Here is an 11,681-nt window from a genome sequence, read left to right as displayed (position 1 = left end):
GTCATGTCGGAACTCAAACTCACAGATGTGGCGAAATCCTATGGACCAGTTGATGTCCTGAAACACATTGATCTGGATATCGAGCAGGGCGAGTTGATCGTCTTTGTCGGCCCGTCCGGATGCGGAAAATCCACTCTGCTCCGGATGATTGCGGGGCTGGAGAAGATCACCGGCGGTACGCTGGAGATCGAAGGTCAGGTCATGAATGACGTGCCGCCCGCGCAGCGCGGCATCGCGATGGTGTTCCAGTCCTATGCCCTCTACCCGCATTTGACCGTGCGCGAGAATATGTCTTTTGCGCTTAAGATCGCCAAGCGACCCGCCGCAGAGATTGACGCTGCTGTTGAGCGCGCGGCTCAAATTCTGCAATTGGACCCATATCTTGATCGCCTACCCAAAGCCCTTTCTGGCGGTCAGCGCCAGCGCGTCGCGATCGGGCGAGCGATTGTTCGGGACCCCAAGGTCTATCTGTTTGATGAGCCGCTCTCGAACCTCGACGCAGCGCTGCGCGTCGCCACGCGGATTGAGATTGCCCGCCTGAAAGAGGCGATGCCCGACAGCACCATGATCTATGTGACCCACGATCAGGTCGAAGCGATGACTTTGGCCAGCCGTATCGTGGTGCTGGCCAACAAAGGCATTGCCCAGGTTGGCACCCCACTTGAGTTATATGAAACTCCGGATAATGAGTTCGTGGCTCAGTTCATCGGGTCGCCTTCGATGAACCTGTTACCCGGAACAATCACGGGCACTGGGCAGATGACGACGATAGCCTTGGAGGGCGGAGGTTCAGCGATTTCCGCGATCCCGACCGGACCCGAGGACGAAGGCAAACAGGTAAGAATCGGCGTCCGGCCCGAAGATTTCACTTTGACGGATAGCGACCCGATCCTGAGCGGTGAGGTTGATTTCACCGAAGCATTGGGTGAGGTGACGCTGCTCTATTTTGCTAAGTCCAATGGCGCGGATCAGGTCATCGCCAAATTGCCCGGTATTCAACGGAACCTTCGCGGGCAGCAGGTTTCGGTCACAGCACGACCGGAAAAAGTGCATCTGTTCCACAACGGCCTGTCTATGCGCAAGTGATTTAGCAAGGCGGCTTCAAGCCGCTTGACAACTCATCCAAGCCTGTTCAACCATTATTGAAACGTTTCAATGGTGGGAAATGCGGTTCTCTGCGCAGCTATACACAGTCCGGAATTGTGGTGATCTTGGCGATCAACTGCAATTGGCGGCGGCCTGTGGCTATGCAGATGTCGAAACGACGGGGTTGCACGACCTGACAGCGCCTCAGATGGCCGGGATCGTTGCGCAATCTGGTTTGCGGGTCCGTTCGGCGCATTTCGACTGGGAAGAGTTCGAGGGGCGTTTACCCGAAATCCAGGACCTTTTGGAACGATTAGAATGCCCGGTAGCCGTCATGCCATGGCTGGCACCAGCGGCGCGGCCCGACACTGCCGAGGGATGGAAGGCTGTGTCGGGCCAGTTATCACAATGGGCTGCGCAACTGTCAGGCTTGGGCGTTAGACTGGCCTATCACAACCACGATTTCGATCTGTTCGGGTATCCTTCGCAGACGCCGTTAGAGATGATCCTGGAGACGGGGAACGTCTTTTGGCAGCCCGATATCGGTTGGCTGGGGGCGGCCAACCTGGACCCGGTCGAGGTAATTGGGCGATACGCCGACCGTGTGGTCTCAGTCCACGCCAAGGATGTGGATCCCAGCCAAAAGGGCGACGCTAGGTGGCGAGATCTGGGGCAGGGCGACTTAGATTGGAGCGCGGTTTTTGACGCGCTGGATTGCACCGCCTGTTCGGATATGTTCGTTGAGCATGACGAGTCGCCGAGCCCGGCGGCGACGCTGACAACAGGCAGGCGCTTTCTGACCGACCTTTTGAAAGGTCGTATCTAGATGGCCCGCGCAACGATCAAGTCTATCGCCAAGCAGACAGGCTACTCCGTCGGGACCGTATCCAATGCTTTGCGTGGAGAGGACTCGGTCAAACGCGAAACCCGTGAAGAGATACAGAAAGTGGCCTTGGAGCAGGGTTACAAAGTGAACCTTGCCGGGCTGAAGCTTCGCACGAACAAATCCTACCGGATCGCGGTACTGGTGGGCGTCTCCACCGACGCCACCGAGGAGTGGGAAGGTGTTGAGTTCACCCGTATTGTGGCTGGCATCTCAACCGCTTTGCAGGGGTCACGCTATGAGCTGAGCGTGTGCAGCGTGACCGACCAGGATGACGCAATGGCCGCCCTGCGCACGATTGTTCAAGAACGCTCGGCGGATGGGGTGATCTTTTCTGGCACCCGACGTAACGACCCGCGTATCGCCTACCTACAAAGCCAGAACTTCCCCTTTGTGACCTATGGCATGAGCGACAGTTCTGAACCCCATCCCTATGTCGATTTCGATAGCGAAAGCGCTGCGCACGACGCCACAGATCGGTTGTTGCGTTTGGGTCATCGGCGGATTGCGCTTATCAACCCACCCGCCGAATTGGTGTACGCCGGGCAGCGTCAGACTGGCTATGCCGACGCGCTACAGGCTGCGGGTGTGCCTGTTCAGCCTGATCTGATCTACAACGGCCCCACAACGGCGCAAAGCGGCCAAGAGGCTTTTCGCAGCCTCATGCAGCGCAAAGACCGCCCGACCGGTATCATCTGCGCCAACGAGGCGATGACGCTTGGCGTTTTGTCGGCCGCCGCCGAAGATGGCATCAGGGTCGGGCGCGATGTTGTGGTCATTTCGACCGATGACCTCCAACTCAGTAAGTATTTCGTGCCCGCACCTAGTGCCTATTACGTGCCGATTGACGAGACCAGCCGGTTGCTGGGCGCGTTCATGTTAAAATCATTGGACGGGGTCGATCCGTCCGAAATTCAAAAGAAGATCAGGGCCACGTTAATCGAGCGGCAACCTGACACACCTCCGCCGAACTCGGCGATCTGACCTGACCCAACAAAGGAGAAACCGAACATGTTCAAACATCTACTTGCCGCTGCAGCCGTTGCCACGATGACGGTCCCGGCCGCTTTTGCCGCCGATTTGGAAGGACGCGTACTGAAGATCGGAACAGATGCAACCTATCCGCCGATGGAGACCGTCGATGAGACAACGGGCGAGATCGTGGGCTTTGACGTCGACGTGATGAACGCCATTTGCGAACGCGTGAACTGCGTGCCGAATTTCGTCAACACCGCGTGGGACGGCATCTTCGCAGCCCTTCAGCAAGGTGAGTTCGATCTGGTCATCTCGGGCGTGTCGATCACGCCGGAACGGGAAGAGACCATGGATTTCTCGGAACCGTATATCGTGGTCAGCCAGGCCATCCTGCTGCAAGTCGACAAGGGCGACACGACCTTGGATGACTTCAAGGCCGGAGGTCTGAAACTGGCCGCTCAAACCGGAACAACCAACGCGCAGTTGGCGGAAGAGCTGGTCGGGCGCGAGAATGTCAGCCTCTATGACAACTTCTCTGCCGCCATTCTGGCGTTGCAGAACGCTGACGTCGAAGGCGTGATCATCGACGGAACTTCGGCCACCGCGTATGAGCAGGAGTTCGCGGGCGAGTTAACCGTGGGCATTACCGGCCTGCAATCCGACCCTCTGGGCATCGTGTTTCAGGAAGGTGATCCGACCGTCGATGCGATCAACGAAGGTCTGGCCGCAATTCAGCAAGACGGCACTTTGGATGAGCTGAAAGCCAAATACTGGGGCACCAACTGATCCTTTGAACCCCTTCCAGCCCCGGCGGTTTCTGCCGCCGGGGCTTTGACTTAGCGGAGAACCCCATGTCGCGCCTCAGCTCGATCCGCCCGAGCAACCTCGTGTTGCTCGCAGCCGCGCCGTTTATCATCTATCTGTTTGCCACCTCGTCAAAATACCTGCGATCTCTGGTCGCCATTCTGGGGATCGGCAACGACGCTGGGCCGATTTTCGTGGGGTTCCTACTGGTCCTTGCGACGGCGATCCTCGGCTATCTTTGCGCACGGCACACCCGGTTCGAAGCGCAAGCGCCCGCATGGCTTCGCATTTCCGCTTTGGCGGCGTTTCCGGCGGCTGTTGCCCTGTCCATTCTGGCTTTTGTCGCCCCGCATGTCCTGATGCCCTTCGCCGAGTCCGTCTTTTTTCATGCGCTCAGCGAGAATACCTCGACCCTGATTGATCGCACCAACCAAACGTGGGTTTTGTTTCCTAAAGTGGTGGCACAAGTTCAGAGCGGCTTGCAGATTCTGCTGGCTGTCTATGCTGTGATCATCGCGCTGTGCCTGACCTCTGGCCTCTTGGCGAAACCAATGCGCGGGCGCGTGCAACTTGGGTTCGAAATTCTAACGGGCGCCGCGCTGTTCTACCTGATGTTCATGGCCCATTGGCAATTCGCAACAGGCGTCGCCATCACGTTCCGCGCGGCGATCTTTGCCTATATCTTCGCCGCGATCCTTGGTCTGATCTGGGTCGGGCTTCAGTCATTCAAGCCAAAGGCCCGGACGACGATGGTCTATGGCGCGATCAGTCTGGCGTTGCTTGCGGTGTCCACCTTTTTCTTCATGCAGCCCAAGGTCAGCTATGTCCTTGTCGGCAATACTGAGGGCCGTATTGCCATCGTACGCGGCACCCCTCAGGCGCAGGCCGATGTGATCCGCTTCGGCGAATTCGAAGGCGGCGGCGATCAGCAAATCCGAATCCGGAGCGCCCCGGACGCCGCATCCGCGATTGAGCAGATTGAGACCGTCGACAGCGTCTCGGGCGCGTTTGTTCCGGTTGAGGCCCACTCGCAGGGCTATCCCGTGATCTGGCAGACCAGCTTTCTGCCGGACAAGTTTCGAAATCCGGGGCTGGCTTTTGCCGTTTTCGGTTTCCTTTTGCTGACACTAACGGTCGGTGGGTCCCAGCACAAACTGCATCCGCTTGCGGTCGGGGCCGAGTTTTTCGTGGACACGATCCGAGGCATTCCGATGCTGGTAATCATCCTCTATATCGGCCTTCCTCTGGCGGGCGCGGTCAAGGATGCCACCGGTGGCGGGATTGATATGACCAACATGACCCGCGGGATCATCGCCATTTCGGTTGGGTATTCCGCCTATATGGCCGAGATCTTCCGATCCGGCATCGAAGCCATACCCAAAGGCCAGCTCGAGGCTGGCAGCTCGCTGGGCCTGTCACGCTGGCAGACCGCGCGGTTGATCGTGCTGCCGCAGGCCCTGCGGATCGTGACACCGCCCTTGGGCAATGAGTTCATCGCGATGATCAAAGACACCTCGCTGCTGTCGATCCTGTCTGTGCGCGACATGACCCAACGCATGCGCGAGTTCCAGGCCTCTAGCTTCCTGCCGTTTGCGCCCTTCAACACGGCGGCGATTCTCTATGTCGTGATCACTTTGGGCTGCGCCAGCTTCCTGAAATGGATCGAACGGCGAACCGCGAAGGACACCAGATGAGCAAACTTGAACTGGGGGTTTGCTATTACCCCGAACAATGGGACCCGTCCCAATGGCAGGACGATGCCGCGCGTATGGTCGACATGGGCCTCGATTGGGTGCGGATTGCCGAGTTCACCTGGGGCCTGATCGAGCCCCGGCGCGGTCATTTCGAATGGGGTTGGCTGGATGAGGTCATCGGGATTTTGGGTGAGGCCGGCCTGCGGGTCATGATGTCTACGCCAACGGCTTCGCCGCCAAAGTGGCTGATCGACGAGTATCCAGAGATTTTGCCCGTCGGCCCCGACGGTCGTGTGCGCGGTTTTGGATCGCGACGGCACTATTGCTTCTCCAGCGATGTCTATCTGGAGGAGGCCAAACGGATCGCCACCGAATATGCCCGGCGCTATGGGCAAAACCCACATGTTCACGCGTGGCAGATCGACAATGAATACAATGACCACGACACCGTTCTCAGCTACTCCGACGCGGCTCGCAATGGGTTTCGCCGATGGCTGCAAGATCGCTATGGCGAGATTGAGGAGTTGAACCAGAGATGGGGCACGGTCTTCTGGGGCACGCAGTATTCAAGTTTTGACCAGATCGAGCTACCAAACGGCTTGGTCGCGGCCGCCAACCCCACGCAATCTTTGGATTTTGCGCGTTATTCCTCGGACCGGGTCCGACTGTTCAACAAGGCTCAGGTGGATATTCTTCGGGCACATTCTCCGGGCAGGGACATCACGCATAACTTCATGGCGGGCAGTTTCGAGTTTGATCACCACGCGGTGGCCGCCGATTTGGATATCGTCGGCTTCGACAGCTACCCTCTGGGCAATCTGCTGGGATCATCCCTGTCTGATCAGGACAAGCATCGCTACTTGCGAACCGGGGCACCGGACTATCAGGGGTTTCACTGCGATCTTTATCGCTCGCAAGGCCGTGGGCGCATGTGGGTGCTAGAGCAGCAACCCGGTCCCGTCGACTGGGCGGAAAAGAACCCTTCGCCGGCAGATGGCGTGGTCCGGCTATGGACCTGGGCAGCCTTTGCCCATGGCGCGCAGGCGGTGATGTTCTTTCGCTGGCGGCAGGCCAAGTTCGCTCAGGAGCAGTTCCACACTGCGCTTTTACGGTCGGATGGCAGTCCGGATCAAGCGGCGGTTGAGCTGGCGCTGGTGGTGAAGGATCGCGCGGCTTTGCCGCCGGCCAAAAGGCAGAAGGCCCAAGTTGCAATTCTGATCGACTATACGTCGATCTGGGCGGCGGATATCCTGCCGCATGACGACGCATTTCCTAATGCGAACATCCTACGAGACTGGTACGCGGGTTTGCGCGGTTTCGGCGTCGATCTGGATTTTGTCGGGCCGGAGGACGACCTCGATGGCTATGCCTTGATCGTGCTGCCGCAGAGCATGATCGTCAGTGAAGAGTTGGCCTCAAGACTTCAGGCGACGTCAGCGAAACTGTTGATCGGGGCGCGGTCGGGCAGCAAGACGCCAGACATGCACAGCCCGGATAGCCTCGCGCCGGGGGTGTTGAGTGATTTGACAGGTGTTCGCGTTTTGCGAGTCGAGTCCTTGCCCGACCTTGCGGACGAAGCCGTGCAGTTGCGCGACCGAAACCCGCTGCCCTTCACGGGTTGGCGCGAAATTGTCGTTACAAGTGAAGAAGTTATCGGCCATTTCTATAGCCGATATCAGAATGGCAGCCCTGCGGTCATTCGCTCGGACAGGACGACCTATCTTGCGATGGTCCCGAGCGGCACTTTGTTGCAAAGCATCTTGCACGACGTGTTGGATTGGGCTGGGCTAGAGGTCACGGAAACGCATCAGGATTTGAGGCTGACCCAACGCGGGGACCTACGCTTTGCCTTCAATTTCGGCGATCAAGATCAACCGCTGCCGGTGAACTCAAAGCGCGTGTTTCTTATCGGAGAAGACCCGGTCGCCGCCCACAGCCTTGCGATCTGGGCGGAATAGCCGAGGCGGTTTTAGCCCTCCAAGGACGCACTGTTTTCTAGAATCACAACGTCGCAGCCCGCAATAGAGTGCCCGTTCCATTCAACCGGATCGGCATTGTAGTTAATCAGGAACGTATGCTCGGCCGTTTCCCGACGTCGCAAGCCCTTGGGCATCGGCTGCAGGGTTAGACCGGTGTGTTGCGCCGCCAATCCGATGAGACGATCCCAGAGCGCCTCGTCGGGGAAACCCGCCAGATACCAAACACCGTCCCCCGTTTTCACGGCCGGAGTCCCATCTTCAAATCGCAAGAGGTCCGCGCCGTCTCCGGACAGACGATCGATCCAGTGCTGCGCCGCTCCGCCCCCCACGACCGGGCGTTTGACACTCGGCGGCAGGGTTTCAACCAGATCGACATGGCAATCGACCGCATCAAGCCCGGGGCGACCTGACAGAGGGATCTGGAAATCGCGGGTGATTGCGCCGCTGCGCGGACCAAGTATGGCAAGCTCGCAGGCCTCTGCCAAACGTGTTTCCAACTCGGCGTCGATTGTGGCCAGACCTGGCGCAAGGATCACTGCATAGCCTTTCGGCAGGTCCTGAGGTGAAACAATGTCCACCGACAGCCCGGCCCGACGCAGAGCGCGATAGGTCGAGAATACCAGCCGGAAATAGTCAAATCCTGCGCCCTGCGGCTGCGCGGTCCACGCCCAATCCGAGGCATAGTCGAACAGGATCGCAACCTGCGCCTGTTTCTGGTGCACCGGACCGATGGCCTTCAATTCCTCCGCCGTCTGGCGTGCCTCGGCCAGACCGGGGGCCGCGCGGCTGTCTGGTGTCAGCAATCCGGCGTGCATCTGTTCCTGCGCAAACGGCGCTTGGCGCCAGCGGAAATAGCTCACCACCTCGGCCCCATGGGCCACGGCCTCAAGTGACCACAGCCGGACCATGCCGGGCAGGGGGGCTGGGTTGTACGGAGCCCAGTTCACCGGGCCGGGTTGTTGCTCCATCACCCACCAACGACCACGGCCAACCGCGCGATAGAGGTCATGGTGAAAGCCCTGCATGTCCGGATCGCCCTGTTGCAGGAATTTGGCCTTGTGTTCGGCGTCATCTTCCAGTCGGTCGGACAAGAAGCCGATCGGATAGCTATCCCAAGTGGCGATATCGAGGTCCGTACCAACATCGAAATGGTCGAACTCAAGCACACGTCCCATGTAGTTATGCGACAGCGGCGCATCAGTCAGTGGGCGCAACACATCGGCCTGTGCCTTGTTAAGCGCCACCACCTGGTCTGAACTAAAGCGTCGGAAGGCCAGAACATGGGCCGGGTTCGGCTCAGTCACGGTCAGGTTTGGCAGGTCGATCTGGTCAAAGTGGTCGTATTCCATCGACCAGAACACATTGCCCCAAGCATCGTTCAGGGCGTCGATGCTGCCATATTGATCCGCCAACCACAGCCGAAACGCCGCTAGCGCAGGGGGGCTGTAGCTGATCGTGGTGTCGTGGCAGCCATATTCATTGTCGATTTGCCAAGCCGCCACATGCGGATTGTGGCCGTAGCGCTCGCCAAAGATCCGAGCGATGCGAACGCACTCGTCGACATAGCCCGCATGGCTGAAGCAATAGTGCCGACGTGACCCGAATTTACGCGGCTGACCTTGGGCGTCGACGGCCAGCATATCGGGGTGTTTGTCCAGCATCCAGCGCGGAGGTGTCGCTGTGGGTGTCCCCATAACCACCTTCAAACCGGCCGATCCCAATACCTCGACCGCACGATCCAGCCAGTCGAATTGCAGATCTTCAGGCGAGGGTTCCAACCTGCTCCAGGCGAATTCGCCGATGCGCACCCAGCTCAGGCCCGTTTCGACCATGCGCACGGCATCTTCGGCCCAAACAGCCTCGGGCCAGTGTTCGGGGTAGTAGCAAACGCCTAGTTCGGGGGTCATAGAAGGACTCTGTGTTCCGGTTGACCCTGGCCTGCGTGCGGTTCGGCAAAGGTCATTCCGTTCGTGGGTTGTGTTTCAAGCGTCTCAGTGCTCAGCCCTTCGCGGGCCGTCGTGCAGAATAGTGTTGTCAGGTCGTCTCCGCCAAAGGCGGGGCAGGATGTATGGGCGGCGTCTACCGCGACTGCGCGCAGGAACTGGCCCGCCGGATCATAGGCCGCGACCCGGCTCGCCCCCCATTGAGCGATCCAAACGTTCCCGGCGGTATCAACCACCGCGCCATCCGGGTTCAAACCGTCTTCGTTTAGATCCAGAAAGACCGAAAGCTCTCCTTCGGGCCAGCCGGTTTCGGCGTTCAGACCCCACCGCATTACCTGTCGTGTCGCAGTGTCTGCGTAGTAAGCGGAGGACCGGTCCGGAGCGAAACAGATCGCGTTTGAGATGGTGATACCCGGCACCAGACGGCGCAACTCGCCCTTGTAGTACCGGTAGATTGAACCAGCACCAGGTTCCGCGCTTTTGCCCATCGTCCCGATCCAGAACCCGCCCCACGGATCGGCGCGGCCATCATTCGAGCGGGTGACAGGATTGTCAGCCTCGAGCGGGGCAACCAGTGATTTCTCACCCGTTGTGAGCGAAAATCTCCACAAACCGCTTTCCGAGGCCATCAGCAAAGTATCACGGTCCACCCAGCCTGCGGCCGAGACATATTCGTCGAAATCCCAGCTTTTCTGCGCCTCGCCTTCACGGGTCAGAAGGCGTTTGCCGAGGATGTCGAACCAGAACAACAGCTTCCGCTCGGGATGCCAGAGGGGGCCTTCGCCCAGCATACACGGGCGGTCGTCGAAAGTGACGCTCATGCAACGGCCTCGTCATAGGCGGCTACGATCCGGATGGCTCGTTCCGAGATTTCCGCGATCTCCATGTCGGGCTTGAACAGTGCCGACCCGATGCCGAACCCGTCCGCGCTGGCTGCGATCCATTCGTCGAAGTTGTCTGTGCCCGCGCCGCCAACCGCGAAGACCTGCGTGCCTTCTGGCAAGACCGCCCGCAAAGCAGACAGACCTGCGGGGCCTGCCAAGGAACCGGGGAACAGCTTCAAACCGGTTGCACCCGCTTTGAGGGCCGAAAAGGCCTCGGTCGGGGTGAAGATGCCCGGCCAGGATTGCAGCCCCAGTTCACGGCTACGCCGGATCACATCAGGATCGGCATTGGGCGAGACAATCAGCTTGCCGCCCACATCCCGTACGGCCTCAACCTGTTCGGGTGTCAACACCGTGCCCGCGCCGATTAGGGCGCGATCGCCGAAAGCCTCGACCAGAATCCCGATGCTCTCAAGAGGATCCGGTGAGTTCAGCGGCACCTCGATCCGGTCGATCCCGGTTTCGATCAGAAGTCGACCGACTTTCTCGGCGTGCGAGGGGGTCAACCCTCGTAGAATGGCAATGATAGGGCGGCTCATACGGTTTCTCTTGTCATATTGCGGGCTTTGTTCAACCCGGCCAGAGTGGATGTGGTGGCGTCGGCCATCTCGACAAACGCGCCTTGCGGTTGCAGCGCTTGCGCGTAGGCGGCCGATAGCCCCTCGGCCCCGATGATCGCGATCTGCTGACCCAGCCAATAGGGGCGTGAGGCCGCAAGTTCGGCCCCAATCAATAGCCCGGACAGACGCGCGCGGGCCGTGCTGCCATCCTGCCCGTGCAGCAGATCTGCAGCACGCAGGCTGAACAGGCGGGCGGCAAGCTGTTCGGGTTTGGACAGAGTATCTTCGACAGCCTCAGCAAATGCGGCCTCATCCCAACCTTCGCGTACCGAGTGTCGAAGGACCGATTGACCGCTCAGCAGGTCGAACAGTTCTCCGGTCATGAATGTGCGGAAGCTGACGACCTCGTTCGCGCTGACCTGCACCCATTTTGTGTGAGTGCCGGGCAAGCAGATTACCCCATCCCAGTTGGGGTGCGTATCCAGAAATCCCGCGATCTGCGTTTCTTCGCCGCGCATCACATCCGGCGGGGACACCTGTTTCAAACCAGGCACGACAAAAGCACGGATCCGAGGGTCGGTGGCGGGCACGCGGATCGGAACGCCCTGCACAGGCGGGGTTGGAACAGCAGCATAGGGTGCTTCAACCCATCCCTGACGGGCGCCGACCATGCCGCAGGCGACGACATCGACAGGGGCATTGTTCAACCAGCCCTCGATCAATGCCAACAGGGCGTCCTCAAACCCGCCTTTGGAGACGCGCGCCATGCCCATGTCTGACTGGGCGTGGTCAATAGGGGTCGACCCCTCCATCGCCCAGACGCGCAAGTGCGAGGTGCCCCAGTCCGCTGCGATCCATTCTGGTTTCATCGTT

10 protein-coding genes are annotated in these 11,681 nt (G+C 59.5%); 6 read left to right on the top strand and 4 right to left on the bottom strand.

What is annotated here, in order from left to right:
• Positions 1-3 precede the first annotated feature (3 nt).
• The 6 genes from ACR0AI_RS09225 (at position 4) to ACR0AI_RS09200 (ending at position 7,400) form a co-directional block, all read left to right on the top strand.
• Complete coding sequence (locus tag ACR0AI_RS09225) at positions 4-1,086, top strand: ABC transporter ATP-binding protein (protein ID WP_480673763.1); 1,083 nt, start codon at positions 4-6, stop codon at positions 1,084-1,086.
• A 79-nt stretch (positions 1,087-1,165) separates the two neighbouring features.
• Positions 1,166-1,912, top strand: a complete 747-nt coding sequence (locus ACR0AI_RS09220; RefSeq protein ID WP_480673765.1) for a sugar phosphate isomerase/epimerase family protein — start codon at positions 1,166-1,168, stop codon at positions 1,910-1,912.
• Positions 1,913-2,953, top strand: a complete 1,041-nt coding sequence (locus ACR0AI_RS09215) for a LacI family transcriptional regulator (protein ID WP_480673767.1) — start codon at positions 1,913-1,915, stop codon at positions 2,951-2,953.
• Between the two features lie 27 nt (positions 2,954-2,980).
• Positions 2,981-3,730, top strand: coding sequence for a basic amino acid ABC transporter substrate-binding protein (locus ACR0AI_RS09210; RefSeq protein ID WP_419740815.1), 750 nt, complete (start codon positions 2,981-2,983; stop codon positions 3,728-3,730).
• 65 nt (positions 3,731-3,795) lie between these two features.
• Positions 3,796-5,442 (top strand): amino acid ABC transporter permease, encoded by a 1,647-nt coding sequence (locus ACR0AI_RS09205; protein ID WP_480673769.1) that lies wholly within the window; start codon positions 3,796-3,798, stop codon positions 5,440-5,442.
• Entirely contained in the window at positions 5,439-7,400 is a 1,962-nt protein-coding gene (locus ACR0AI_RS09200) for a beta-galactosidase (RefSeq protein WP_480673771.1), read from the top strand. The genes ACR0AI_RS09205 and ACR0AI_RS09200 overlap by 4 nt, the downstream gene beginning before the upstream one ends.
• A gap of 11 nt (positions 7,401-7,411) precedes the next feature.
• Here the strand turns inward: ACR0AI_RS09200 and ACR0AI_RS09195 are convergent, their stop codons facing one another.
• The 4 genes from ACR0AI_RS09195 to ACR0AI_RS09180 are packed head-to-tail and all read right to left on the bottom strand — an operon-like array spanning position 7,412 to position 11,677.
• Complete coding sequence (locus tag ACR0AI_RS09195) at positions 7,412-9,328, bottom strand: beta-galactosidase (RefSeq protein WP_480673773.1); 1,917 nt, start codon at positions 9,326-9,328, stop codon at positions 7,412-7,414.
• Positions 9,325-10,185: an SMP-30/gluconolactonase/LRE family protein gene (locus ACR0AI_RS09190; RefSeq protein ID WP_480673775.1), complete on the bottom strand. Its 861-nt coding sequence runs from the start codon at positions 10,183-10,185 to the stop codon at positions 9,325-9,327. Before ACR0AI_RS09190 ends, ACR0AI_RS09195 begins: the two co-directional genes overlap by 4 nt.
• A complete protein-coding gene (locus ACR0AI_RS09185) occupies positions 10,182-10,787 on the bottom strand; it encodes a 2-dehydro-3-deoxy-6-phosphogalactonate aldolase (RefSeq protein ID WP_170377442.1) in 606 nt (201 codons plus the stop codon). The genes ACR0AI_RS09190 and ACR0AI_RS09185 overlap by 4 nt, the downstream gene beginning before the upstream one ends.
• On the bottom strand, positions 10,784-11,677 hold the full coding sequence (locus ACR0AI_RS09180) for a 2-dehydro-3-deoxygalactonokinase (RefSeq protein WP_480673778.1): 894 nt from the start codon (positions 11,675-11,677) through the stop codon (positions 10,784-10,786). Before ACR0AI_RS09180 ends, ACR0AI_RS09185 begins: the two co-directional genes overlap by 4 nt.
• Positions 11,678-11,681: the final 4 nt, after the last annotated feature.

Source organism: Ruegeria sp. BG3, from assembly GCF_056538485.1.
This window is presented reverse-complemented; position numbering and strand designations above follow the sequence as displayed.

Excerpts from the sequence above, each read along its gene's own strand:
- ACR0AI_RS09225 (WP_480673763.1), top strand. The coding sequence starts at position 4 with ATGTCGGAACTCAAACTCACAGATGTGGCGAAATCCTATGGACCAGTT.
- ACR0AI_RS09220 (WP_480673765.1), top strand. The coding sequence starts at position 1,166 with ATGCGGTTCTCTGCGCAGCTATACACAGTCCGGAATTGTGGTGATCTT.
- ACR0AI_RS09215 (WP_480673767.1), top strand. The coding sequence starts at position 1,913 with ATGGCCCGCGCAACGATCAAGTCTATCGCCAAGCAGACAGGCTACTCC.
- ACR0AI_RS09210 (WP_419740815.1), top strand. The coding sequence starts at position 2,981 with ATGTTCAAACATCTACTTGCCGCTGCAGCCGTTGCCACGATGACGGTC.
- ACR0AI_RS09205 (WP_480673769.1), top strand. The coding sequence starts at position 3,796 with ATGTCGCGCCTCAGCTCGATCCGCCCGAGCAACCTCGTGTTGCTCGCA.
- ACR0AI_RS09200 (WP_480673771.1), top strand. The coding sequence starts at position 5,439 with ATGAGCAAACTTGAACTGGGGGTTTGCTATTACCCCGAACAATGGGAC.
- ACR0AI_RS09195 (WP_480673773.1), bottom strand. The coding sequence starts at position 9,328 with ATGACCCCCGAACTAGGCGTTTGCTACTACCCCGAACACTGGCCCGAG.
- ACR0AI_RS09190 (WP_480673775.1), bottom strand. The coding sequence starts at position 10,185 with ATGAGCGTCACTTTCGACGACCGCCCGTGTATGCTGGGCGAAGGCCCC.
- ACR0AI_RS09185 (WP_170377442.1), bottom strand. The coding sequence starts at position 10,787 with ATGAGCCGCCCTATCATTGCCATTCTACGAGGGTTGACCCCCTCGCAC.
- ACR0AI_RS09180 (WP_480673778.1), bottom strand. The coding sequence starts at position 11,677 with ATGAAACCAGAATGGATCGCAGCGGACTGGGGCACCTCGCACTTGCGC.